The organism is Paracoccus actinidiae (assembly GCF_030863885.1).
In the GTDB taxonomy this organism is placed as follows: Bacteria; Pseudomonadota; Alphaproteobacteria; order Rhodobacterales; family Rhodobacteraceae; genus Paracoccus; species Paracoccus everestensis.
The window spans coordinates 3,784,252-3,808,414 of sequence record NZ_CP132956.1 but is presented as its reverse complement, the minus strand read 5'-3'; the positions used below and the strand labels follow the sequence as shown (position 1 = coordinate 3,808,414).

Below are 24,163 nucleotides of genomic sequence, written 5' to 3'. Positions count from 1 at the left end.
AAAAAGAGATGCTGCCGAGCACGGCTCGTCGACCAGGATATCCGAAGTTCGACAGTTCCGGCGGCATTTTGATCCTGATTGAACGTCTCGCTTATGTGGAAACAATGGGTTAGCAGTCGAGGACGAGGCGTTCTCCGCGTTTTCTGTTGTGGCACGTTGTTCGTTTTATTCCTTTGATTTGCTGCCAGGTTTCGCGATACCGTTGCGGCATGTATACGAAGATCACTCTGTCCGGCGGTCGCCGCTACCTCCAGCTTGTTGAAGGCTTCCGCGACGAGGCCAGGAAGGTGCGCCATCGGGTCGTCGCAAATCTCGGCCAATTCGCGATACCGTTGCGGCATGTATACGAAGATTACTCTGTCCGGCGGTCGCCGCTACCTCCAGCTTGTTGAAGGCTTCCGCGACGAGGCCGGGAAGGTGCGCCATCGGGTTATCGCAAATCTCGGCCGGATCGATGATCTCACGCCGCAAAGGCTCGATCCGCTGATCAACGGGCTCAACCGAGTGCTCGGGCGGGCGGAGAACACCTGCAGCGAGGTCGTCTCGGAAAGTGCGAGGACCTATGGCGACGTCTTCGCCCTTCATGAGCTCTGGAAGGATCTGGGCTTCGACCGGGCCCTCAATCGTGGCCTGCGCTCCGGCCGTCGCCAGTTGGATGCCGAGGCGTCGCCATTGTCGCTCGGACCAATGGCGCTCCAATGGCAACTCCGCGGTGATGGTGACGGTGTCGGCGCCCGCGCCAGTGGTGACCGCCTCGATGGTGTTGAAGCTGGCGGTGCTGCCGCCGTTGACCAGGGTGCCGGTGCCGCCGTTGAAGGTCACGGTGCTCGCGCCCGCCAGCGCGGCGCCCGACAGCGTGTCGCTGCCCGTTCCCCCGGTGATCGTGTCGTTGCCGAAGGTGCCGGTCAGGTTGACCAGGTCATTGCCATCGCCGGCGTCGATGAGGTCATTTCCAAGGCCACCGTCAATCGTGTCGTTGCCGGCGCCCGCACGAATGCGGTCATCGTTGAAGCCGGTTGCCGGACTGGAAATGCCGTCTCCACCGTCAATCTGGTCCGAACCGTTTGTGCCTGGTTCAATATAACCTGCACCGATCGAGTCGTTTCCGCTTGTGCCATCTACGAACCCGTCGTCGAAGATGCCAAGCTGACGGTCGACCAGCAGGTTTACGTTGTTGTTTGCGACCGCATCCAGCCGAATGGAAGCAATGGGCTTGGCTGTGAGGGACGCATTCGTTGCTGTCGAAGCAGGCGGTGCCAGAAACAGTTCGCCTGTTTCGGCCTGGACAAGCTGCAATGTCACGTTGGTCGCCGTCGTGCCATCTGCATAGGTCACGGTGCCCGTATAATTGACGAGCGCATCGAAATTGAACGTCTGGGTTCCTGCACCGATATTGGTCGAGAACTGGTCAACCTGGCTGCCTAATGCGGTGTTCGTTTCCAACGCGTTCGCTTCGCCGGACCGATTGATCATCGTGGCAGACGTGATGTTGCCGTAAAGCGGCGTGTCCAACGAACCGAAGACCCGCGGACCCAGGTTATTTTGGGCAGTCAGCAGGCCGGCCGCATTCTCGGCCCCTGAAGTCGTTTCCAAAGGATCGACAATAACAGCTGTGCCCAGGGAACTACGCGGAATTCCAAGGTAAATCCAATTGAATGTCGTCGGCATGGTCTATCCTGTGTCAGCCCAAGAACGGGAATGGCAAGTCAGCGTCGAAAACTTCGGCGCAAAGCGAAATGTGGGGGTGTCAATGTCAGGGATCGGTTTCTTGCCGCGCGAGAACGCGTTCAAGGACTGGTGAACAGCCGCCTTCGGAGAGTGTTCGACCGTTTGTGCGGACGAATTTTGTCAGCAGCGAGCCATGAAGATCGTGTGGACATGCGGGCAACCTATTCAGACGACATACTGTCAATCGAAGGCCGATCACGCTCGACCAGTCTCGTAACAATATCAGCATTCTTGGTTAAGCACAACCTTAGATAGAGTTTGACTCGGATAGGTTTGCCTATTGCCCCGTCCCGGCCAGAACCTCGAACATAGAACACCCCCATGTTCGAAACGCCTGCATTTCTTTGTGGGCTTGATCAGACCCGTGGCCTGCGGCGCTGTGTTGATTACTGCCGGATGCTTCGTATCGGTCACCGTAGCTTCGCGCTTCCTCGTGGCAGAATCCTTTCCATGGCGCAGCAGGTCAGCGAACGCTTCCCGGGCACCTCGTGTTCTGCTTTCGCATTGCCTACAGCATTCGGACCGACAGCCTTGGCCGCTGGCATGACGGACTGTCCCGCAAGCAGGAATAGACCAGGTGAGGCGAGCCCTGGATGATCGCAATCAAGCAAACCCAGGCCGGCAACCACGACAACCACCTGCTTATTGACAGAGCATTGCCCTGTAGGGGGCTTATCATAAATCCCCGCCAAAGCGTCGAGTTCTCGCGGACCTTTGGCCCCCGAGATGCTGGTAGGTGCAGCGGGCTCCGACGTGGGGCATGGTGGTGCGGATCCTGCACGACGTGGGCCAACTGATTGGCGCAATCCCCATCAGCCGCGCCGCCTTCACGGGCTGTTCAAGCTCAAGGGTCACTCGTTCGCGGTCATCCCCAAGGGCGGCGACCGCACGAAGATCACCGTGCAGTGGCAAATAATGATGCCATTCCTGATCCTGCTGGCGCTTACAGCCGTCGCACTGATATTGAGCATCTTCTTCGACGGCTTCTCGCACCAGGATGCGGGCGACGGAAAGTGGGTCGTGCTGTTCTGGACGATCTACAACCTGCATGTTCCGGCAATGGCCTTTCCTGCCTGCATCGAGTTCCCCCGGCACGAGCGTCACATCGCGGGCGAGCCGGACTGTGGCATCCTGGCAACCGATGGCGACATTCGCCGGTCCTGGATAAGCTGGCGGACCATCGACCGGGCGCGTTTGCGGAAGGAGTCTCAAAACCGAAACTGTGCTGAAGCCCCACCAGCGTCAACGGATATATTCGATCATGTCGCCTCGGAACGTGTTGATGGAGAAACCGGCGAGAAGCCCGTCCGAACTGAGGTTGTGGCCCAGGCGCAAGCTGAAAAGGCCCACCAGCAGCCGCTTCTGCACGGCAAGCGAGGTCTTGTGAGAGTTCTCGCTTCCGCCCGGGCAGAGTCCCGATGTCGGCCGACGCATAAGTCACTTGGCCCAGCAGGAACCACAGGCGGTTGACAGTGCTGAAATCGCCCCAGAAATAGGTCGATCCGACCGAGCGACTGCCAAAGCATCAGCGTCGCTGGGTCTTTGATTGGCAAGGCATGAGCGCCAGACCGGCCTCGGTCAAACTGCCAACGCCGCCTCTATTGGCACGTCTGATCAATACGCATGAATTAGCGCGCACCGAAAGGCTGTATATCAAGCCGCCGCCGGACGCCAAACGATGCCGAAGAACCTCAATGCAGGCCAAATTCCGCCATAAGCCGTCGGCGCATGGCCACGAAGCGGCTTTCGCTGCGGTCGCGGGGGCGAGGCAGGTCGATGTCGATCAGGCGTGGGACAGTGCCCTTCTCGCGTGGCATTACCAGCACCCGGTCTGCAAGAAAGATTGCCTCTTCCAGGTCATGCGTGACCAGGATCATTGTCACCTGCTGTTCTCGCCAGATGCGGGCAAGCTCATCCTGCATAGTGATCCGGGTCATCGCGTCCAGGGCGCCCAAGGGTTCGTCCAGCAGCAGGATTTCGGGTTGCACGGTCAGCGCACGGGCAATGCCGACGCGTTGCGCCATGCCGCCTGAAAGTTGGGTGGGATATGCGTCCTCGAATTCGGTCAGGCCTACAAGGCGGATGTAGTAGCGGGCCTGCAATTGGGCCTTCGCCCGGGTGATGCCGTGTGCCTCCAATCCAAAAGCGACATTGCCCAGGACCGTCAGCCAGGGCAGAAGGCGCGGTTCCTGAAAGATGATCGCGCGCTCCGTTCCGACGCCATGAACAGGACGCCCGTCAATCAGCACCTCGCCCCGGTCCGGCCTTTCCAATCCCGCCAGGATCCGCAGCAGCGTGGTCTTGCCGCAGCCCGAGGGGCCGACGACGGCCAGGCTTTCGCCCGGCCTGATGCCAAGGTTCATGCCCTGCAGGACTGGAAGCGAGGCTCGGTTCAGGGTGAAGGACTTGGACAGGTCGCGGATCGTGACCGCTCCGCCCGCGACAGGTTGATGCACACCCATCACTTGGCCGCCACGTCCTGGGCCGGGGCGAACAGGATATCCGCCGCCTTCAGCTTGCCGGGTTCCAGGCGGCCCTCGCGCTCCAGAACGTCGATCCAGAAGCCCAGGTCGTGTTCCGTGGCGCGGCCGCCCTCGCGCACGCCATAGCCCTTGAAGAACTGGGCAACCTCGGGGTTCTCGCCACGTTCCTCCAGCAGGCGGGCGAAGATGGCGCGGGTTTCCTGGGGATTATCGCGGGCATGGTCAAGCGCCCTGGCCGAACCGTCGACAAAGGCCCGGGCCTCGGCGGGATGGGCGTCCACCCAGTCGCGGCGCAGAACGATAAAGCCGCCCGCGATCTCGCCCAATATGTCGGTGTCGTCGAAGACCGCCCGAAGGCCCCCGTTCTGCCGCGCCGCCCCCTCGAAGGTCGTCTGCCAATAGCCGAAGGCCGCTACATCGACCTGCCCCGAGCGCAGCACCTGTTCCAGTTGCGGGCCTGGCACGGTGACAAGGTTGGCCGCGTCCTGCGGCAGTCCCTTCTGGTGCAGCGCCTCGCGCACAGTATAGTCGAGATGGGCACCCAGTGTGTTCACCGCGACGGTCTTGCCGGCGATGTCCTCGATGCTGCGGATGGGACTGTCTTCCAGCACATAGAAGATCGACTGTGCCTCGTCGTTGATTCCATTCGAGGGATAGGCCGCGACGAAATCATTGCCGCCCGCGATCGAGTTCAGGACGGCCGCCGTGGCGGCGCTGCCCAGTTCGACGCTGCCGCCCGCCAATGCCATCAGCGACTCTGGCCCGCCCCTGGCATAGCCCACGTTTTCCAAGGTGATTCCGGTGCCCTCGAAATAGCCAAGTTCCTGGGCCAATTCGTGGGCGGACAGCCCGCCGTGGCTGGCGAGATAGCGGATCGTCACTTCGGCCTGGGCAGCGTCTGCAAAAGCAAGGCCGAGGGCAGTGGTCAGGGCAAGATTGCGAAGCGAAAGGGTCATGGTCGTGTTCCTTGGAAAATGATGGATCAGCGCGTCACTTCGGCCCAGCGGCACAGCCGCCGCTGCAACAGGACGAGGACAAGGTTCGCGGCAAGGCCCAGGCCCGCCAGCAGGAAGATGGCCGCGAACATCAGCGGGATCTGGAAGTTGTACTGGGCATTCATCACCTGAAAGCCCACGCCCTTGTTCGCGCCGATCATCTCGGCCGCGATCAGCAGCAGCAGCGCCGTGGTGGCCGAAAGCCGCAGCCCCACGAAGATCGCGGGAACCGAGGCGGGCAGCACGACGCGGCGAAAGACGGTCAGGCGGCCCGCGCCAAAGGTCTGCGCCATCTCGACCAGCTTGCGGTCCACCTGCTTCACCCCGCCGATGGTCGCCAGCAGGACCGGGAATAGGGTGGCCCAGAAGATGACGAAGACCTTGGAGGCCTCGCCCAGGCCCAGCAGCAGGATGAACACCGGATAAAGCGCCAAGGCCGAGGTCTGCCGGAACAGTTGCAGGATCGGGTCGAGCGCCCGTTCCACCGCCGCGATCTGGCCCATGAACAGGCCGAGCGGGATGCCAAGCGCCACCGCCGCGCCAAAGGCCAGCCCGGACCGCTGCAGGCTGATCGCGATGTCGTCCAGCAGCGCGCCCGAGGCGAGGCCCTTCCACAAGGCCGTCGCGATGCTGTCCAGGGGCGGGAAGACGGCAGGGTTCACCCAGCCCTGCATGGAGGAAACCTGCCACAGCACGACAAATCCGGCCAGCAGCCCATAGCGCGAGGCAAAGCCCCGCGCCCCGGCCCCCACCCGGCGCCGGATCGCAGCACCCGAGGAGGATCTGCCTTCGAAGGGGGCGTCGAGAGATTGCAGCGCCATGGCCCCTACTCCGCTGCCTGCACGGCCGCGCGGGCGGCGGCGTGGCGGTTGACGGGATAAGGAAGGCCCAGGTTCTCGCGCAGGGTCCGGCCCTCATATTCGGTGCGGAACAGCCCGCGACGCTGAAGCTCCGGGATCACCAGGTCCACGAAATCGGTCAGCCCCGTCGGCAACCAGGGCGGCAGGATGTTGAAGCCATCCGCACCCTCGTTGTCGAACCAGTCCTGCAGGGTGTCTGCAATCTGGGCGGGGGTGCCCACCACGGTGAAATGCCCCCGCGCCGAGGCGACCCACTGGTAAAGCTGGCGGATCGTGAAGCCGTTTTCGTCGGCGATCTGGCGGATCAGCGTTTGCCGGGACTGGTTGCCTTCGGTATGCTCCAGCTTCGGCAGCGGCCCGTCGAGGTCATGGCCCGTCAGGTCCAGCGAGCCGCCGGTCAGGCCCTTGATAAGCGCGACGCCGTCTTCCTCCAGGATCAGGCTGGTCAGGCGGTCGTATTTCTCTTGCGCCTCGGCTTCAGACCGGCCGACAAAGGGTGACACGCCGGGCATGATCAGGATGTGGCCTGGATCGCGCCCAAGGCCCCGGGCGCGGGCCTTGATGTCGCGATAGAACTCCTGCGCGGTGTCCAGCCGCTGATGGGCGGTGAAGATCACCTCGGCGGTTGCGGCAGCAAGGCCGCGTCCGTCCTCGGATTGGCCCGCCTGCACGATCACCGGATGGCCCTGGGGGCTGCGGCTGACGTTCAGCGGTCCGCGAACCTTGAAATGCTCACCCCGGTGGTCGGCATGGTGGACGCGGGCGGTGTCATAGAAGACGCCCGTTTCCTTTTCGCGGATGAACACGTCATCCTCGAAGCTGTCCCACAGCTTCTTCACCACATCGACATGCTCGGCCGCGCGCTTGTAGCGGTCGGCGTGCGGCAGTTGCCGGTCGAGGTTGAAGTTCTGGGCGGCGGCCTCGGTCGCGGTGGTGACCACGTTCCAGCCCGCCCGGCCATCCGAGATCAGGTCCAGCGACGCGAACTTGCGCGCGGTGTTGTAGGGTTCCTCATAGGTGGTCGAGGCGGTGGCGATGAAGCCCAGGTTCTTCGTCAGGGGGGCAAGCGCCGCGAACAGCGTCACCGGCTCGAAGCCTGCAACCTTGGCATTGCCGCCCTCGATGCCGCCGCCAAAGGCCACGGCAAGGCCGTCGGCCAGAAAATAGGCGTCGAAAAGTCCTCGTTCTGCCTCGCGTGCGAGGTCCGCGTGAAAGGCAAGGCTGGTGGCGCCGTCGGCAGGCTGGTCGGGGTGACGCCAGGCGGCGATATGCTGGCCGCCTCCGGGAAGGAAGGCGCCAAGGCGGATCTTGCGTGTCATGTCGTCAGTCCTTTGCGGGGTGAAGGGGACCGCCCCGCCGGAAAGGCGGGTTCATGCGGACCGGTCGGGTTGCTAGGATCAGGCGGCGGAACTGGCCGCTTGGGTCTGGGACAGCCAGGGCGCGAACTGATCGACTGCCCGGTCAAGCCGCGCCAGCAGCGCACCGGATGCAGGCTGGCCCTCGTGGAAATCGCTGGGTTCGGCATAGACGCCGGTGGGCAGGGTCGCGGCCTCGAAAAAGCCGAAAAGCGGGCGCAACTGGTGTTCGATCACCAGGGCGTGCCGGCTGCCGCCGCCCGTCGCGGTCAGCAGCACCGGCTTGCCCGCAAGGGCGGCGGGATCGATCAGGTCGATCATATGCTTGAACAGGCCCGTGAAGCTGCCCTTGTAGACCGGCGTGCCCACGACCAGGGCGTCCGCCGACAGGATCGTGTCCAGGATCATGCGCGACAGCGAATCCAGCTGGGCGATCGACTGGGCCTGCCCCAGGGACGGCTGCAGGTCCGCAATCTCGTAGGTCGCTGCGGTGCAGCCAAAGCGGCGGGCGGTGCGAGAGACGGCCAGATCGACCAAAGCCCGGGTTCGAGAGGGGCTGCTGAGGCTGCCCGAGAAGCCGATGATGCGTTGGGGCATTGCGCTTTCCTAATAACGACTGATCTTGTCGATATTGGCTGTTAGCCTTGGCGAGGGCCATTCCAAAGATCCTGCCCCATGCGAACAGAATTATTTGCGGCGAGGCGGATTGTAGGAATGTTCTTTCCTGCCTTACCCCTTTCCTGCCCTTTGCAAGGCTGGCGAGGCAGACAGAGACATCTTGTCACGCAGTCTTTGCCGCGCTTGTCCTGGCAATTCGTCCGTGACCAGCCGACGCCGCCGATGACCTCCACATGACCCCCCTTTCAGAGATTCATCTTCTCTCCGCCCGGGTATCTTTGGAAGGATAAATCACGACAAAGCTAGTAGTGTAATTCCAGCAGACGGAAGGAACCATGCCATGTCCAAGACCCTGATCGCTCTTCGCCTTGACGGATCGCCCATGTCTTATTGGCAACACTGGGCGCAGGCTGCCGGGCCGGACAGCGCGCCAACCGAAGCTCGTGGCAATCCCTGCCCTATCATCGATTTCGGACTGCCCTCGATGACCGACATCCAGACCGAACTGCACCTGCGCCATGGCGCATCCGATGACCAGGCAGACCAGGGCGCGGGTCTTGCCACCTGCGCAATCGTGATCGCGGCGGATCTGGTGGTCCTGTCGCTTCTGGCCGCTGCGCTGTTCTGATCCTGCGGGGAACCATGACGCTTGATCCCATCCCCGCAGCCCCCTTGGCCCCGCTGCCGGACAGCGCCCGCCCCCACGTCGTCATCATCGGCGGCGGGGCCAGCGGCGTGCTGATGGCCGCCCATCTTCTGCGCGCACCACAGGGTCAGGCCCAGGTCACCATCATCGAAGGCAGGCATATGCTGGGCTGCGGCATTGCCTATTCGACCAGCGACCCCGACCACCTGCTGAACACCCGCGCCAGCAGCATGAGCGCCTTTCCCGACCAGCCAGACCATTTCCGCGACTGGCTCGCCCGACAGGGCATTTCCGCCGGACCGCAGGCAGGGGACAGCTTCGTAAGCCGCTCCACCTATGGCAGCTACATGGCCAGCCTGATCGAGCCATGGACGCGGGGCGAGGGTTCCCGCCGACTGCGCTGCCTGCGCGATGTCTGCGTAGGCCTGACCGAGGACGCAAAGGGCGTCACGGCACATCTGTCCGATGGCCGCATCATCCGGGCCGATAAAGCGGTCGTGGCGACGGGCCATGCCTTGCCCGAGCCGGACCCCCAGGGACTGGTGCAGGGATCCTGGGACCAGCAAGAACTTCCCGACCGCAACGACCGGGTGGTGATCGTGGGATCGGGCCTGTCGATGGTGGATCAGGTTCTCAGCCTTTTGCGCCGTGGGCACCGGGGCGACATTCTGGTCGTCTCGCGGCGCGCCCAGTTGCCGCGCGAGCACGCGAAAACGCAGCCCTTGGCTGTCCCGGCCGAAGACATTCCCTTCGGGGCGCCGGTCAGCCAGATGATGGCCTGGTTGCGTGGCCTGGCCCGGCAAGCCGAGGACGCGGGCGGCAGTTGGCGCGATGCCGTGGATGGGGTGCGCCCGCATCTTCGGGCGATCTGGCAGGCGCTGCCCTTGGCCGAGCGTTCTCGTTTCCTGCGCCATGCCGCCCCCTGGTGGGAGGTTCACCGCCACCGCCTGCCCCCCGAAAGCGCGACCCCGATCCGTGCCGCGATCAGGACCGGCCGGATCCGCCTTCTTGCGGCAAGTTTCCAAGGTGCCGAGCGACATTGCGACGGCCAGCTTTTGGCCGTCATCCGATGTCGTGGCAGCGGGATCGAGCAGCGGGTCAAGGCCGCGCGCATCATCGACTGCCGGGGTATCCGGCGCGACCCCGAGGAAAACGCAACGCCGGTCGTGGCAAGCCTGCTGCGGGACGGACGCGCACGCATCGACCCGCTGCGGCTTGGGCTTGATGTCAGCCCCGAGGCCGCGCTGCTGGACCGCCATGGCATTCCATCAACCCGCATCTTCGCCATCGGTCCTGCGTCCCGCGCGGCCTTCTGGGAAATCACGGCCATTCCCGACATACGAAACCAGACCGCGCAATTGGCCAAAGAACTGCTTGGAGGACAGCCCGAAAGCCTTTGCCCCGGCTGCGCCCCGTTGCATTTCCCTGTCCTGCAGGCCACCCAGTGGACTGCATCGTAAGGCGGCACGAAACCCATGCCGACTTTGGCGACGACGGTGAAGTTGCGTCGGGTGGCGACACCGGCATCGATAACTATTGACAAATGCAGTGGTCAGCCCTATCTGCAGGCTACCGATATTTGTCTGCCGAGCTATGATTGTTGCGCGTTTGGCACCGCGCTCTGAGCTGATCTCCTCTTTCAAAGTCGTTATGCCTTGCCGTCACGCCATCGCGTTGCGGTTATCACACCTGCCTTGAAAGGGTTCATCATGACCACCGGCATCGTCAAATGGTTCAATTCCGCCAAGGGCTTCGGCTTCATCCAGCCTGACGACGGCGGACCGGATGCGTTTGTTCACATTTCTGCCGTCGAACGCGCAGGCTTGGGCGAACTCGTCGAAGGCCAGAAGCTGTCCTATGACATGGAGCGCGACCGCAAGTCGGGCAAGATGTCGGCATGCAGCCTTCAGGCCGCATAGACCGGAGAATTGCCCTTGTCGCACGCGGGACAGATTTCTGCTGACGGGGCATTTCGAAATTCGGGTCAGGCAGCTTGCCTGGCCTTTTTTGTTGCCGCCCTTTTCATTGGGACAGCATGATGTCAGACCACCAGACTCCGCGTGAGCGGGCAGAAAGTCACTTCAGCAAGACGCCCCCGCCCTCCACGACGCGCGAACGGGCCTTTGAAGAGCTTGACGCGATCAAGGCTGTCCAGGACGAAAAGACCCAAAGGCTGCGCGAGGCCCGGCTTGCAAGGGACGCGCAGGACAATACCAAGCCGTGACCGCGATCAACCTAAACTATCTGGAACAAAGATTTGAGAACCCCCAAAAAGACCGAACTGTCCGAACGCCGTAGCACGGCCATGGACGCAAAAGTCGCCCTTCTCCAGGCCTATCGGGCCGCGAAGGAAGCCGCGGAGCCTCTTCGCGAGGCGCGCGAGCAGGAGCGCATCGAGATTGCCAGAGCGCGGGAAGCACGCCAGGCAGCCCGCGACCAGGCAAAGCGCGAGGAACAGGCTCGTCTTGAAGCGGAAACCCGTGAGCGCGAGGCCGCCATTGCCAAGGCAGCCACGGCCGAAGCTGACGCCCGAGAGCGTGCCCAGGACCAACGGATCGCCCGCGTTCTTGACGACGAGGCGATGCGCAAAGCGATGCGCGACCAGAGATACGCCGCCCGTAAACTACGCCAGGGTTGAGGCGCGCATCAGCAACGCGGCCCAAGGGCCGCCTTGCTCCCTATCAGGCTGTGCCACAACCCCTTTTGGCGGACCTGCGGACAAGGCTGATACAGAAGCTGTGAGAACTGCGGCTGTCCGCTTGTGGCAGGTCCATCCATGCCATTACTGTCCGCACTCGCACGATGCGCAGTCCTTGGGCTGCCATTCGCCCTTGATTCTTCCGGCTTCCAAAGGACGGGCGCCGTAGTTGGTCAGGTTTGTCGCCAGTTCGCCCGAGATCCGGCGAGGCAAAGAAGTTCTTCATCCGGTGAACGGGCTTGCGGTTGCTTACAGCGGCCTTGATTTCCAAGCGGCAGTTTCACCATGTCTCCATACCACGCCAAATGCTCGCGAGCGAACGCAGAAGCTTTAGCTTGCGGACGGCTCTCTCTGAATGCTCCGGGGATGTAGCAGTACCTGGTCAAGCCGCCCTCCTACGAAGGCTGTTGCGCGATGCGCAATAACACGCTACCTGTAGTTGTGGACTAGGCATACAGGCAGCTAAACAAAAGACCCTCGCGCTGCCACGCGAGGGTCTTTTTCATTGTCGGTCCAGCTCATGGTCCACCGCACCGGCGCGTTAATGCATTGATTGCGGCACCATGTTCAACACAAGACTTGCACGCCATGCAGAATCATAATACCTTCAGATTGCAATGCGGTAACGCTCACCCCAGATTGCGCGGCCCCCGGCGCCACGACACGCCGGGGGTTTCTTGCTTTGGCCTTGGTCAGAAGCAAGATCGTGGCAACCGATGGCGCTAGACCCTCCAACACATCCATACCTTCCGCTATTCTTTACAACTTCAGATTGCATGTCAATTTAGACCAAGCCAGTGTAAAGTTCAGCCAAGGAGATCTGGTCGATGACTTTCAGCGCCGTCAAATTTGCTTTCGCCGCCGTATTCGTCCTCAGCATCGCCGCTTGCACACCATCCCCTTCGGCGGAAAGTGCGGATGCCCATGCCGTCCAGGCCTCCGCCCCCGGCAAGGCACAATGCTTCAGCCCCAATGCGGCCGAGCAGTTGGCTGGTGTGCAGGCGACGAATGCCGTGCGGTCCCGGGCCGGTTTGTCAGCGGTGCAAGCCAATGCCACCTTGGCACGTGCCGCCGCAGCCCATGCCTGCGATATGGCAAAACGGGGGCGGATGACCCATAAGGGAAGCTCCACCTCGGGACCAGGGCCGCGCGTAAAGAGCCTTGGCTATGCACCACGCGTGACTGCGGAAAATATCGCGGCCGGACCCTATGACGCAGGACAAGCCCTGGCGGCTTGGAACGCGTCCAGTGGACACTTGCAGAACATCCTTATTCCTCCGCTGCGCGACTACGGCATTGGAAGCGCAATCGGGTCGGACGGAAGGACGGTCTATTGGGCTGCCGTCTATGCGGCGCCGCGTTGAGCCTGGGCTTTGCCCGACACGCATCGCAGGCTTTCGCCTGCACAAAAGAACATCTTTCTCGCCGGTCGCCAAAGAAGTACCTTTCATGCTCTGTGAAAGGTCAGTCTCATGTTCCGTTTTGCTCTTTGCGCCGTCGTTCTTCTTGCTGCCTGTGCGCAGGATCCCGACCCTTGCGCCACGGGTTGCATCAGCACCTTCGTGGAGTGGGAGGAAGGTTTCGGCCCTTCGGCCGCACAATAGCGCTATCCGTGCCTTTCTGATCACCGGGCGTGCGGCAGTGTATTCGATAAACGCGCTTGGTTGCATCCGGCAGGTTTCCTGCACGGGTTCTTGGGGTCTTATGCAAGGACGGATTCCCTGGTCCCCCATGCTAACGCGCAGCCAACCCGCATCCTGAGCCTTGTTGTCCAACAAGCGATTGTCGCAGCCATGGCCGCGCCGACGCGTGAAATTTCTGGTGAAGATGTTGCCAGGGGTCAGCGGGCAAACTGGACCTTGCAATGCCCATATGCGGCTGGTGTCTCTTGCCATCGAACCCATGCCGTTTGACATGGATGATGCCGTTCAGACCATTGCAGCCGTCGTATCAGGGCCTTGATGGTTTTTGTAAGAAGACCTGAATGTGCCGCCCTGGAGGGAGTTCAGCCAGAAACATGGTAGATCTTCATTTGATACAGGCACCAGACGCTGCTGCCGTCCGTCACGACCCCTGCCCTCTCCAGCCCTGTCGAACCAGGTCGAGACGTCACCTGGCCAATCCAAGGCATTGCCGCCCACATCCCTGAGAACGCCGCTGTCGAACAGGAATTTTGCCATGGCGGAAAAGCGGACCGGATCAATGCTGCCAACAGGCGTGTCGCCATCGCGAAGGTAACCGCCTTCGGCAATCGCCTTCATCGAGCCCTGGACCAGGCCCGGGTTCGGGAAGTCCCCGGCGGCGATCAGAATCTGCGCGGCTTCATCAGGGTGATCGGCGGCCCATTCATAGCCCGCCAGTGTCGCCCGCATGAAGCGCCCGGCCAGGTCTGGGTCTTGGGCAAGGGTTTCCGCGCGCATTCCGATATAACCGGTCTGCTGGTCGGGAATGCCGTAGTCGGAATAGGCGAATGAAGATTGCTTGCGGCCCAAAAGCGTGCTGTTGACGCCTTCCCATGTCGCGACCTCCAACGTGAAGTCCACCGCGCCCGAGGCCAGGGCCTCATAGGCGCCCGTGCCCAGGATCACGGTGTCCCAGACCGGCTCGCCGCCGTCATTGCGGATCATCGTGCCGATCAGTGCCCCTTCCCAGGCGCTGCCAAAGCCGGCATAGGTCTTGCCTGACAGATCCGCAGGCCGGGTGATGTCCGCGTTGTCGCTATTATAGACCAGCCGCCCCGGATCATGCTGCATCGTGGCCCACAGGGCCACCAGATCTGCCCCGCCTGCCCGCGCCGACATGAAACCAAGCGAGGTCATGTAGGCAAAATCCGCAGCCCCCCCTGCCAGCAGTGCCGCCGAATTCGTGTCGGAATAGGGCAGCAACTCGACCTCCAGCCCTTTGGCGGCGTAAAGCCCCTGGTCGCGGGCGACCACCAAGCCGATGTGGTTGGTGTTCAGCATCCAGTCGAGCGCCACGCTTACATGAGTTTCGGCCCACGCGGGCAGCGGGATGGCCAGGCAAAGGCCAAGTACAAAAAGGCGGATGGTCATGAGGTGTTTTCCAACAGAAGGAGTTTCAGGGTGTCGCGCAGGGGGGCGAGGGCCGCCTCGCTTCGCTGTCCAGGGGAAAGCGTCACAGGGATCTCGGCCACGATCCGGCCCGGGTTGGCCGCCATGACCAGGATGCGGTCAGCAAGGCTGGTCGCCTCGTGCAGGTCGTGGGTAACAAGCAGAACACCGCGCGGGCGCTCGGCCAGCCGTTCGAGCAGCCAGTCCTGCATCCGCAGCCGCGTTACCGCATCCAGGGCAGAAAAGGGTTCGTCCAGGAGAACATAGCGGCTGTCCTGCACAACAGTGCGCAGAAAGGCGGCGCGTTGACGCATTCCGCCCGAAAGCTGTGCCGGAAACTGGCCTTCTGTCCCTTCCAGGCCAAAGCTGCGAAACAGCGGCGCGACACGTGCCAGGGCGTCAGGTCGGGACCGCCCCTTCACCTGCAGGCCCAAGGCGGCATTCTCGGCCACCGTCAACCAGGGAAACAACGCATCGCTTTGCGGCTGATAGCCGATCGCCGAACAAGGAAGAGAGACGGGCTGCCCATCCAGCATCGCTTGCCCTTCCGCCCTCAGACCTTGGAGACGGATACCTGCCAGCCACTTCATAACCGAGCTTTTGCCGCAACCGGACGGCCCGATGAGTGCCGTGATCCCCTTGGCGGGCACCATCAGCGACAGGTCGCGAACCAGTGTTGCATTGTCGGTGCCGACGGTCAGGTGGCGCAGGTCAAGCATGGCGCATCTTGGGTCCGCGGGCCGTCAGGCGGTCTCCCAGCCGGATCGCACCCAGCAGCGCAAGCGTCAGCCCGGCGGACACCACAACCGCGGCCAGTACCAGATCGGCCCGGAAGTTGTTCTTGGCAGCAAGGATATAGATACCCAAGCCCCGAGACGCCCCGGCATATTCGGCAAAGATCGTGGCAACGATCGCATAGGTGGCCGAGATCCGCAGCCCGGCAAGGAAGCTTGACCGGGCCGAAGGCAGAACGGCGCGCCGAAAGACCAACCACCGCCCGGCGCCCATCGAGGACAGAACTTCGACAAAAGCGGGGGGCACCTGCCGATAGCCGGACAGCAAGCTCAGCAGCATCGGGAAAAAGGTGACAAGGATCACCAGCAGCACCTTTGGCAACAAGCTGAAGCCGAACCACAGGATCATCAGCGGCGCCAGCGCGATCAGCGGCACGGTCTGGCTTGCCACGAACACCGGCATCAGCCCCTTTTCGGTCCAAGGCAGGAAATGCAGCATGACCGAGGTGGAAAAGGCGAATCCGATCGAGAACGAAATGCCCAAGACCGCAACCGATATTGTGGACAGCGCATGGCCACCGATCTCGACCCGGTTCAGAATCAGCGCCCGGACCACGCCCGAGGGCGCGGGCAGGATCAGCGGAGAGATGTCTGCCAGTCGGCAATAGGCCTCCCACCCCCCCAGCAGGCAGGCAACCACGATCAAAGGCGGCAGGATACGCGGCAACATGGCCGTCCCCCGGGGATCAGTGCCTGCCGGGACTGTTGGCCGAGGCCGTCATGTCGATGGTCACATGCCCCTCGGCCGGGCCAAAGCGCAGGAAGGCTTGGCGCAGCGCCTCGAAGACCGCCCCCGCATCGCCCCGCAGGCGGGTGCAAAAGTTCTTGGACCGCAGGAACGTGCCAGAGTTCTTGAGAAAGTCGATGCAGCCATAAATCTCGTCCATGTGGCGGTCCTGGCCCAGCACATAAAGCGAAAACTGCACGTCGATATCCACGCCAAGGACCGGCGCAGTTCTAACCGCCTCAAGCGCCCCGGCCTGACGTTCCGCCAGGGACAAGCCCTGCGCACGAGTCAGCGTGTCGCATCGGCAGGTCGGGTCGTCAGGTTCTCCGGGGCAGCCACGCGAGAATGTGACGTGCATCGTCACATGCACCGGATCGCGCGCGGCGCGGACGAAAAGGTCGCGCACGGCATCGAACAACGGCTCTGGCCCCCCGACCATTAAGGTGGAAATATCGTCCGTCTCGATCCGGAGCCTGCCGCGATAGGGATCAAGCCCCCTGAGGCTGGACAGGATGACGCCTGCAAAATTGGACGTCATGGGATATAGCGACACTTGCGCGCCAATGAACATGGGTTCCTCGCTCCGCCGGCATTACCCGGATCAGCTAAAAAGGGTTCACGCGACTTGCGTATCTCAGCCCCGAAAATGGAGCACCCCCGTTGATGTCGGCCAGACCATGACAATTGCCGCGGCCGCTGTCAATGCAGTCCGGCACACAGCGGCGACCCTATCGCACCAACCGGCTGCAGGCGCCGTTTGGTGGATCCGGCGTGGTGGCTGGTGCGCATGAGCAGGCCTGCACGTGAACGAGGCCTCTGGTATGGTTGATCGACTAATAAAATGTGGGCTTTTCGAAAAGAGGGTAGTGAAAAGGCGAAGATATCTAATGGGTTACCTTCATTTCTCGGGATGCCTTAGAGATGATCCAAGGAAAAGCGTCCTGATGGACTTTTCGGTGAACAAGGATTGTAATTCGCAATGCCTACAGATTTGCTTGCAGCAGAGGATCGTAAAGGATGAAAGACGTTGGTAGGCTTCCGCCTCCTGTCGCGGGGCTGTGCGGCCCCGTTTCGTTTGCCGTGTGGATGTGTGCTTCGATTTCGCTATCAACTAAAATACTGCACCGCCGCCAGGCCCCTCCCCGCCCTTTTGGTTACTGACGAGATGCTGCCACCTGGGACAAGTGTAGGCTTCAAGCTGTTCCTCGCAGTGCCTCCGCATGTTGAACTGCCAGAGTGGCAAGCTGCAGAGCAGCCTCACGATCTGCGGCCACAGCAATGAAGCGGGCGTTGTGGCAGAAGCGTGCGCCTGGAACGCCAGATGCAGCTTCGAAGGACGCGTCGGTCAGTCCCGCCCAGGCCTCCGGCAGGTCGGCCCGAAGGGCAAAGCCCTCGGGCTCGCGGCGGATGCCGGTCAGGGTCCAGTCTGTTTCTCGGGGATGGACCACGAACAGCAGGTGATCGGCGCCCGCCTTCTCGATGGCAGAGCGGAAGGGCATGCCCATCGGGAGTTCGAGGACCCGGCTTTCTCCGGCGGCGGCGATGGCCTCCATGACGACAGCGTCGGCCCGCAGCTTGGCGGCCTTTCGTGCAACCGCCGCCTCGACAAAGGCACGAGCGATGGTCAACGCGTGGTCGAAGGCCCGATCATCGTCGGCCCGCAGCTTGGCGGCCTTTCGTGCAACCGCCGCCTCGACAAAGGCACGAGCGATGGTCAACGCGTGGTCGAAGGCCCGATCATCGGCACCCGGGCTGCGATCGTCGAAGACGGGTTTGAGGCTTTCCAGCAGGAGCGGCAGGGACAGGTCCGCGAGCAGCCCGCTTGGTGACAGGGCACCATTGTCCACCAAGTCGATGGGCAGGACGAAATCGGCGTCGAACGCTGCATGGATCGTGCCCAGATCCCCATCAGGAACACCGAAGGCCCGCAGATAATCCCTGCCGAAGTGCCCCCAGATCAGGCCGAACGAGCTGTAGGGCTGGCCCTCGCCGCGCAGGGGTGGGCTCTTCTGGTGGTGATCGCGGTCAGCGGCTCCGTCGTCACCTGTCCCTGGGCATGCAGCGCGAGACAGAACCGGCGCAGGTTGGCGCCAAAGCCACCCAGCAGTCCTTCCGGCAAGGGCGCGATGACCCTTTTGCCCTCCGGTGTCAGCCAGCGTTCGCGCCGATAGCGGACAAGCTCGGCCGAGATTACCAGTTCACGAACCAGGATGGCTCGACATCGCTTGAAGCGCGATCCCGAGGGCACATTCACAGACAGAACCTCTTCGCGCGTGACACGATCCTTGTCGCGTTTCGGGCCACGCCGCCGCCGTGGACTGCCACTCTTGCGAACCTCCCGTTCCGTAACCTTGTCCATGCCGGAGGGTTTGAACGGAGGTCGCGGCGGCAGGTTCTTCAGCCGGGCGATCTCACGCGCAGTTCCTGGTTCTCGGCCTGCAGGGCGGTCCGGGCCACCTCGGCTGACGCGAGCTGATCGCCGAGGTGGGTTACCCGGTCCTCGAGCGATTGCAGCCGTCGTGACAGATCACCCACGAGCCGACGCAAACTGTCGGCGCTCAGCGTCTCAAAGGCATCATCCGATGACAGGCCCTACGATCGTGAATCAGACCAAGATCACAAGCGCAACACCTGTGCCCCGTAATCTGCCCCAGTTACACCCAAGCCCACATCACCCGATGGGGCACTATCCCTTTCCTGTTGCGTGGGACAAGCAGTCGCACCGGACGTGCACCAATCGCGTATCGCACGTTCGGTAACTGAGGCGAGCTTGTCCCGAAGGACGGGGAGCGATGCTTCCTGCAAAGAAGGATTTACCGCCCCTTCACGTGCCCTCCGAAAAGACGAAAATTGGTCTGCCCCTGAAAAGTGACCCTCCCTGAAGCAGGCTTTCGAGCCAGATGGAGGACGAAGGAATGCCCCAGAAGAAGCACAATCCGGGAGAGATCGTAGCGAAGCTTCGCCAAGTCGACGTGCTGATCCCCGGCGGCTTCAGCGACATCGGGCAGATGCGCAAACGGATGGACTTTCGCCTGGTCTTGGGGGCTGCCGCTCAGATGTGCCTCCTCGCAAGATGATCAGCAGGCTGGTCGAGGCCATGAGTTCCCTTCGTGGGGGGCACATGGCATGGCACCCAGCCGGCTGACGACTGGAAGCGCCTTCTTGAGGCTATCCTGACGGCGCAGGTCACGCCTTGCAGGTATCCTCCTGGACATTCTGTCGGGCAGCACGCGGGACAGGCGGCGATCCTGACCCGTCGGGCGACTGAACCATTACCCTCGTTTACTCGTTGGCCCACCGTACCATGGGGGAACATCGTGCAAGGGCGGGGGTGACCATGACGCCAAGATGGCCGGAACGGTTGTGGCTGGTGCGCCACGGGCAAAGCGCAGGCAACGTCGCGCGCGACAAGGCGCATGAGGCGGGCCAGCGCCGCATCGATCTGATCGCCCGCGACGTGGACATCCCCCTTTCGGCTCTGGGGCGCGATCAGGCGCTTGCCTTGGGCCGCTGGTTTGCGGAAGGCGAGGAAGGCGCGCGGCCCAATGTCCTGATGTGTTCGCCTTATCTGCGCGCGCGACAGACTGCCGAAATATTCCGGGAAGCCGGCGGTTGCCGGGCCACCCTGGCCCTGCGCCTTGATGAGCGCCTGCGCGAGAAGGAGTTCGGCATCCTTGACGGGCTGACGACCATGGGCGTGCGTGAGGAAGAACCCCAGCAGGCCGAGCTGCGCCTGCTCCTTGGCAAGTTCTACCACCGGCCGCCGGGCGGCGAGAGCTGGTGCGATGTGATTTTCCGCCTGCGCTCGCTGCTTGACACCGTGGGGCTTCACCATGGCGGCTGCCGGGTCATGATCGTGGCCCATCAGGTGGTGGTCCTGTGCCTGCGCTATATCATCGAAGGGCTGACCGAGGAGGAAATCCTGGCGATCGACGCGGAAGGGGACGTGGCGAACTGTTCGATCACGGAATACTGCTTTGCCGAAACCGAGGAAGGGGACGGTGAATTGAAGTTGCTGCGCTACAACGTCATCGCGCCGATGGTGGCCGACAAGACGCCGGTCACGTCCAACCCCGACGCAATCGCAGGCACACGGGGATGAGCGGCGTGCCGATCACGCTGGATGGCGCATGGCTGCGTGATCATCCGCTGCCGGTTCATCATGATGTCGATAAGAATGATCGTGGCCGCGTGGTGCTGGTCGGTGGTTCCGCACGAGTGCCGGGTGGGGTGCGCCTGACCGCCGAGGCGGCGTTTCAATCAGGCGCCGGCAAGGTGCAACTGGCCGTGCCAGATATGCTGGCGATCCCCTTGGGTGTGCTGCTGCCCGAGGCGGGGATGTTCGCCCTGCCCACGGATGGAACCGGCGAAATTGCGGGCACCGGCCCGGTGGAACCACTGCTGGACCATTGCGACTGCCTGGCGATCGGCCCGGCGATGGGATCTGCCGATGCGGCGGGTCAGATCCTTGATGCGATCCTGCCACGCGCCGATGCCTGTAGCGTGATCCTTGACGCGGCTGCAGTGGTTGCCGGCCACGACCGCCTGCCGCTGCTGCGCCGGATGGCGGGCCGCCTGATCCTGACGCCTCATGCCGGAGAGATGGCGGCGCTGACCGGGGAAGACCGGGAGGTGGTGACGAAGGACCGTGCAAAGATGCTTGTGCGGCTGGCGAAGGATTTGGGCGCCGTGGTGGTCCTGAAGGGGCCAACGACCATGCTGGCAAATCCGCAGGGCGACGTTGCGCTTTATGGCGGCGGCGGCGCAGGACTTGCCACCGGCGGTTCCGGAGATGTGCTGACTGGGATCGTCGCGGGGCTGAGCGCGCGGGGTCTTGGAAATTGGGAAGCCGCCTGCTGGGGCGTCTGGCTGCACGGCGAAGCGGGCCGCAGATTGTCCGAGCGTCACGGCCCGATGGGTTTTCTGGCGCGGCAGCTTCCTGCCGAGATACCAAGCTTGATGCGCGGGATCTGATGAAGAGGTCGTTTCCTCTGCAAGCATCGCCAACAACCGCCGTGGTGCGCGCCAGCCTATCGGTCCTGACCGGGTGTGCGGCAAGGGCGCCCTGACCCCTGTCGCCGAATGGCTGCTGGACAACCATCATGTCGGGGACCAGATCTTCCGCCGCCCGTGCCGCCCCTGCAGTTCGAGATCCCCTCCAGCCTGCGGCCGCTGCAATCGGCCGGGGGCGAAAGGGTGCCCTGCGGTTCTTTTCCGGCCATGCCCGCCAGCCAGGTGCTTGTTACCCCCGTCTGTCCGTTGAGCGAAACGTCGTGTAAAGATCCCACGCCGCCAAGGCGACCGTGATCGCGATCACACAAATCAGGTCGATGCGCGGCACGTGGATCACCAGTATGGCCAGGAATGCCATAAGGACGACGAAAGCCAGAATCGCCATAAACAGTTTCATGCCGCTATCCTTCATGCGTCGAGGTTTCAAGATGCGCGGCCAGCCATCGGGCCGTGCGCAGCAGCCTTGCATCGTCGCCCCGACGCCCGACGATCTGGATGCCCATCGGCAGACCGTCTGTCGACTGGAACACCGGAAGCGTGACTGCCGGCATTCCGGTCAGTGTCCAGAGCCCGTTGAAGATCGCGTCACCTGTATCCTCCAGGCCCGCGGGCGCGGGCCCCGGCGCCGCGGGGCACAGGATCGCATCGCAGCGTGCAAAGATCTGCGCCATTCCGGCGTTCAGCACCTTCGGCCAGTCAAGCGCGGCAATATAGTCGCGCGCCAGTACCGCCTTTCCCTCATCCATCGCCGTCTTGAGGACATCGGACATCCGGTCCCGTCCGCGCCGTTCCATGGCGTAATAGCATTTCGACATCTCGGCGACATTGATGCGGCGGCGAATGGCGGCGGCTTCCTCTAGTCCGGGGACCGTCACTTCGAAGCACTGATCGCCCAGAAAGGCGGCGAGTTCCTGCACGGCTACGGTGGTCTGCGGGTCCGCACGATCCCAGCCTGGAGGCTTCAGGAAGGCGAATACTGGCGTCAAGGGCGGTGCGGCCAAGGCGGTGTCCAGCAGGAGCGGCCTGGGCAGGGGTTCGGTGGCGGGGTCGGCAGGATCATGGCCTGCAAGAACCTCGGCCAGCAGGGCGCAGCCGGCGACGCTGCGGGCAAAGACGCCAACGGTGTCCAGCGTCGGAGACTGCATCAGGATGCCGGTCCTGGGGATCATGCCGAAGCTGGGCTTCATCCCGACGATTCCGCAGAAGGCGGCCGGGCGGATCACGGAACCGCCGGTTTGCGTCCCGATTGCCAGCGGCACCATGCCTGCGGCGACGGCCGCAGCCGAACCCTGAGAAGATCCGCCCGGCGTGTGGTCAGGATTGTGCGGGTTGCGGGTCCGGCCCGGATGCAGGAAGGCGCATTCGGTCGTGACCGTCTTGCCCAGGATGATCGCGCCCGCCGCACGCAGCCGCGCGACGATCCAGGCATCCTCGGCCGGAACGCGCCCTGCGTCGATGGGGGTGCCGTTTTCCGTCGGGATGCCCTTCGTGTCGATGACATCCTTCAGCCCGACGGGCAGTCCGTGCAAGGGGCCCAGCGACCGGCCGGACTGGCGCCATTGGTCAAGCCGCTCTGCCTGCGCCAGGGCATGACCCTCGTCGATCCAGGCCCAGGCACCCACCTGGGGTTCCAGCTCCGAAATGCGGGCCAAGCAGGCGCGAACCAGATCCACCGCCCGCAGCGCACCCGAGGCCAGGCGATCACGCATCTCGACTACCTCCAGCCCCAGAACGGCACCCGTCTTATCGCGCGGTGCCATAAACGGCATCCGGCAAGCTGAAGACGATCTGCGGGAAGGTGTACATGATCACCATGGCAATGATGACAAGACCGCAATAAGGCAGCACCCCTGCGAAGATCTCGGTCAGCTTGACGTTGGGTGGCGCTATGCCCTTGAGGTAATAGGCGCTCATGGCCATGGGGGGCGTCAGGAAGCTGGTTTGCAGGTTGAGGGCCACCAGAACCCCGAAGAACAGCGGGTCGATCCCGAACAGCGGCAGCAGGGGCAGGAAGATCGGCACGAAGATGATGATGATTTCAGACCATTCCAGCGGCCAGCCCAGCAGGAAGATGATGATCTGCGCCATGATCAGGAACTGGATCGGCGTCAGATCCAGGCTTTGGACGAATTCCGCGATCACCTGCTCTCCGCCCAGATAGCTGAAGACCGCAGAAAATGTATAGGAGCCCACAAACAGCCAGCAGACCATGGCCGTGGTCCGGACCGTCAGGTAGACGCTTTCGCGAAGCCGGTCAAAGGTCATTGCGCGATAGGTAACGGCCAGAAGGATGCCGCCAAGAGCTCCGATCGAGGCGGCCTCGGTTGGGGTTGCCAGGCCGAACAGGATCGACCCCAGAACCGCCAGGATCAGGATGGCCAATGGAAGGAAGCTGGTTGCCAGCAGCCACAGCAGCTTGCCCAAGGGCATGCTGGGAACCTCTTCCTCGGTCGGTTTGGGGGCCAGGGACGGGTTCAGGATCGCGCGTGTCACGATATAGACGAAGTAAAGTCCGACCAGGACAAGGCCCGGCAGCAGCGCCGCAGCATAGAGGCGCACGATCGAAACACCGGACGACGCGGCATAGACGATCAGCATGATTGAAGGCGGGATCAGGATCCCGAGGGTTCCCCCTGCGCAGATGATGCCTGCCGCGAAGCTGTGGTTATAGCGCATCTTGAGCATCTGCGGGAATGCCAGAAGGCCCATGAGCGTGACAACGGCCCCCACGATCCCCGTGGCAGTCGCAAACAGCGCACAGGTGATCAGCGCCGCGACGCCAAGCGCGCCCGGCAGGTTCCGCGTCGCCACTGCCAACGTGCCGAACAACTTGTCGACGATGTTGGCTCGTTCGACGATATATCCCATGAACAGAAACAAAGGGACGGCGGTCAGGACTTCGTTCGAGATGACAGTATAGGTCTGGTTCACGAACAGGTCGAAGATCCTGTTGTTGTAGAACCCCTCGAGCCAGAGCTGCGTGGATTCCCACAGCCCCGCGTCCTCCTCCAGCCGGTTGAACGATCGCCACATCCGGCTGGGATCGTAATAGGCATAGTAGCCGAACCCGATACCTATGGCCATCAGGGTGAAGGCAATGGGAAAACCCAGGAAGACGCTGAAAATGAAGATGCCAAGCATGAACAAGGCGATCTGAGGATCGGTCACGGGGCTA

At 62.8% G+C, this 24,163-nt stretch carries 25 protein-coding genes, 2 pseudogenes and 1 riboswitch; of the genes and pseudogenes, 12 read left to right on the top strand and 15 right to left on the bottom strand.

The window, feature by feature from the left end:
- Window positions 1–209 precede the first annotated feature (209 nt).
- Window positions 210–392 carry an IS1634 family transposase N-terminal domain-related protein gene (locus Q5701_RS23155; RefSeq protein WP_507185103.1) on the top strand — a complete coding sequence of 61 codons (183 nt, stop codon included), beginning with the start codon at window positions 210–212 and terminating at the stop codon, window positions 390–392.
- A pseudogene (locus Q5701_RS22960) lies at window positions 340–666 on the top strand (IS1634 family transposase N-terminal domain-related protein); the annotation flags it as partial. The gene Q5701_RS23155 and the pseudogene Q5701_RS22960, both read left to right, overlap by 53 nt.
- A gap of 183 nt (window positions 667–849) precedes the next feature.
- On the opposite strand, the pseudogene Q5701_RS18890 reads toward Q5701_RS22960, so the two are convergent.
- Window positions 850–1,473 (bottom strand): annotated as a pseudogene (locus tag Q5701_RS18890) (calcium-binding protein); the annotation flags it as partial.
- A 981-nt stretch (window positions 1,474–2,454) separates the two neighbouring features.
- On the opposite strand from Q5701_RS18890, the gene Q5701_RS18885 reads away from it, so the two are divergent.
- A complete protein-coding gene (locus tag Q5701_RS18885) occupies window positions 2,455–3,198 on the top strand; it encodes a hypothetical protein (RefSeq protein ID WP_306752503.1) in 744 nt (247 codons plus the stop codon).
- A 221-nt stretch (window positions 3,199–3,419) separates the two neighbouring features.
- Here Q5701_RS18885 and Q5701_RS18880 read toward each other — a convergent pair whose 3' ends face one another.
- From Q5701_RS18880 to msuE, 5 genes are all read right to left on the bottom strand, one after another.
- Window positions 3,420–4,190, bottom strand: a complete 771-nt coding sequence (locus tag Q5701_RS18880) for an ABC transporter ATP-binding protein (protein WP_306752502.1) — start codon at window positions 4,188–4,190, stop codon at window positions 3,420–3,422.
- Window positions 4,190–5,167 (bottom strand): ABC transporter substrate-binding protein, encoded by a 978-nt coding sequence (locus tag Q5701_RS18875; RefSeq protein ID WP_306752501.1) that lies wholly within the window; start codon window positions 5,165–5,167, stop codon window positions 4,190–4,192. The genes Q5701_RS18880 and Q5701_RS18875 overlap by 1 nt, the downstream gene beginning before the upstream one ends.
- A gap of 26 nt (window positions 5,168–5,193) precedes the next feature.
- Complete coding sequence (locus tag Q5701_RS18870) at window positions 5,194–6,027, bottom strand: ABC transporter permease (RefSeq protein WP_306752500.1); 834 nt, start codon at window positions 6,025–6,027, stop codon at window positions 5,194–5,196.
- 5 nt (window positions 6,028–6,032) lie between these two features.
- A complete protein-coding gene (locus Q5701_RS18865; RefSeq protein WP_306752499.1) occupies window positions 6,033–7,385 on the bottom strand; it encodes an LLM class flavin-dependent oxidoreductase in 1,353 nt (450 codons plus the stop codon).
- Window positions 7,386–7,463: 78 nt separating this feature from the next.
- Window positions 7,464–8,018, bottom strand: a complete 555-nt coding sequence (msuE, locus tag Q5701_RS18860; protein WP_306752498.1) for an FMN reductase — start codon at window positions 8,016–8,018, stop codon at window positions 7,464–7,466.
- Between the two features lie 361 nt (window positions 8,019–8,379).
- On the opposite strand from msuE, the gene Q5701_RS18855 reads away from it, so the two are divergent.
- The 6 genes from Q5701_RS18855 (at window position 8,380) to Q5701_RS18830 (ending at window position 12,747) form a co-directional block, all read left to right on the top strand.
- A complete protein-coding gene (locus tag Q5701_RS18855) occupies window positions 8,380–8,667 on the top strand; it encodes a hypothetical protein (RefSeq protein WP_306752497.1) in 288 nt (95 codons plus the stop codon).
- A gap of 14 nt (window positions 8,668–8,681) precedes the next feature.
- Window positions 8,682–10,145, top strand: a complete 1,464-nt coding sequence (locus Q5701_RS18850) for an FAD/NAD(P)-binding protein (RefSeq protein WP_306752496.1) — start codon at window positions 8,682–8,684, stop codon at window positions 10,143–10,145.
- A gap of 249 nt (window positions 10,146–10,394) precedes the next feature.
- Window positions 10,395–10,604 (top strand): cold-shock protein, encoded by a 210-nt coding sequence (locus tag Q5701_RS18845; RefSeq protein WP_234855649.1) that lies wholly within the window; start codon window positions 10,395–10,397, stop codon window positions 10,602–10,604.
- 116 nt (window positions 10,605–10,720) lie between these two features.
- Window positions 10,721–10,909, top strand: a complete 189-nt coding sequence (locus Q5701_RS18840; RefSeq protein WP_306752495.1) for a hypothetical protein — start codon at window positions 10,721–10,723, stop codon at window positions 10,907–10,909.
- 33 nt (window positions 10,910–10,942) lie between these two features.
- Complete coding sequence (locus tag Q5701_RS18835) at window positions 10,943–11,323, top strand: DUF6481 family protein (protein WP_306752494.1); 381 nt, start codon at window positions 10,943–10,945, stop codon at window positions 11,321–11,323.
- Window positions 11,324–12,210: 887 nt separating this feature from the next.
- Window positions 12,211–12,747, top strand: a complete 537-nt coding sequence (locus Q5701_RS18830; protein WP_306752493.1) for a CAP domain-containing protein — start codon at window positions 12,211–12,213, stop codon at window positions 12,745–12,747.
- Between the two features lie 564 nt (window positions 12,748–13,311).
- Here the strand turns inward: Q5701_RS18830 and Q5701_RS18825 are convergent.
- From Q5701_RS18825 to Q5701_RS22955, 6 genes are all read right to left on the bottom strand, one after another.
- A complete protein-coding gene (locus Q5701_RS18825; RefSeq protein ID WP_306752492.1) occupies window positions 13,312–14,436 on the bottom strand; it encodes an ABC transporter substrate-binding protein in 1,125 nt (374 codons plus the stop codon).
- Window positions 14,433–15,173, bottom strand: coding sequence for an ABC transporter ATP-binding protein (locus Q5701_RS18820; RefSeq protein WP_306752491.1), 741 nt, complete (start codon window positions 15,171–15,173; stop codon window positions 14,433–14,435). Before Q5701_RS18820 ends, Q5701_RS18825 begins: the two co-directional genes overlap by 4 nt.
- Window positions 15,166–15,918, bottom strand: a complete 753-nt coding sequence (locus Q5701_RS18815) for an ABC transporter permease (RefSeq protein ID WP_306752490.1) — start codon at window positions 15,916–15,918, stop codon at window positions 15,166–15,168. The genes Q5701_RS18820 and Q5701_RS18815 overlap by 8 nt, the downstream gene beginning before the upstream one ends.
- A 16-nt stretch (window positions 15,919–15,934) precedes the next feature.
- On the bottom strand, window positions 15,935–16,546 hold the full coding sequence (locus Q5701_RS18810; RefSeq protein ID WP_306752489.1) for a YkoF family thiamine/hydroxymethylpyrimidine-binding protein: 612 nt from the start codon (window positions 16,544–16,546) through the stop codon (window positions 15,935–15,937).
- Window positions 16,537–16,644, bottom strand: a riboswitch (TPP riboswitch). Its footprint overlaps the gene before it by 10 nt.
- A 524-nt stretch (window positions 16,645–17,168) precedes the next feature.
- The gene (locus Q5701_RS18805) at window positions 17,169–17,972 is read right to left on the bottom strand and encodes an MYG1 family protein (protein WP_373568668.1); all 804 of its coding nucleotides are present in this window, start codon (window positions 17,970–17,972) and stop codon (window positions 17,169–17,171) included.
- Window positions 17,933–18,334 carry a hypothetical protein gene (locus tag Q5701_RS22955; protein ID WP_373568569.1) on the bottom strand — a complete coding sequence of 134 codons (402 nt, stop codon included), beginning with the start codon at window positions 18,332–18,334 and terminating at the stop codon, window positions 17,933–17,935. Before Q5701_RS22955 ends, Q5701_RS18805 begins: the two co-directional genes overlap by 40 nt.
- Window positions 18,335–18,890: 556 nt before the next feature.
- Between Q5701_RS22955 and Q5701_RS18800 the strand changes: the two genes are divergently transcribed.
- The 3 genes from Q5701_RS18800 (at window position 18,891) to Q5701_RS18790 (ending at window position 20,949) form a co-directional block, all read left to right on the top strand.
- Window positions 18,891–19,052 (top strand): hypothetical protein, encoded by a 162-nt coding sequence (locus Q5701_RS18800; RefSeq protein WP_306752488.1) that lies wholly within the window; start codon window positions 18,891–18,893, stop codon window positions 19,050–19,052.
- A 260-nt stretch (window positions 19,053–19,312) separates the two neighbouring features.
- Window positions 19,313–20,077, top strand: coding sequence for a histidine phosphatase family protein (locus Q5701_RS18795; protein WP_306752487.1), 765 nt, complete (start codon window positions 19,313–19,315; stop codon window positions 20,075–20,077).
- Window positions 20,074–20,949, top strand: coding sequence for an NAD(P)H-hydrate dehydratase (locus Q5701_RS18790; RefSeq protein ID WP_306752486.1), 876 nt, complete (start codon window positions 20,074–20,076; stop codon window positions 20,947–20,949). Before Q5701_RS18795 ends, Q5701_RS18790 begins: the two co-directional genes overlap by 4 nt.
- Window positions 20,950–21,217: 268 nt before the next feature.
- Here Q5701_RS18790 and Q5701_RS18785 read toward each other — a convergent pair whose 3' ends face one another.
- From Q5701_RS18785 to Q5701_RS18775, 3 genes are read right to left on the bottom strand one after another with little or no spacing between them, the layout of a single operon-like run.
- The gene (locus tag Q5701_RS18785) at window positions 21,218–21,385 is read right to left on the bottom strand and encodes a hypothetical protein (protein WP_306752485.1); all 168 of its coding nucleotides are present in this window, start codon (window positions 21,383–21,385) and stop codon (window positions 21,218–21,220) included.
- A 4-nt stretch (window positions 21,386–21,389) separates the two neighbouring features.
- A complete protein-coding gene (locus Q5701_RS18780) occupies window positions 21,390–22,748 on the bottom strand; it encodes an amidase (protein ID WP_306752484.1) in 1,359 nt (452 codons plus the stop codon).
- Window positions 22,732–24,156 carry a TRAP transporter large permease gene (locus Q5701_RS18775; RefSeq protein ID WP_306752483.1) on the bottom strand — a complete coding sequence of 475 codons (1,425 nt, stop codon included), beginning with the start codon at window positions 24,154–24,156 and terminating at the stop codon, window positions 22,732–22,734. Before Q5701_RS18775 ends, Q5701_RS18780 begins: the two co-directional genes overlap by 17 nt.
- Between the last annotated feature and the right edge of the window lie 7 nt (window positions 24,157–24,163).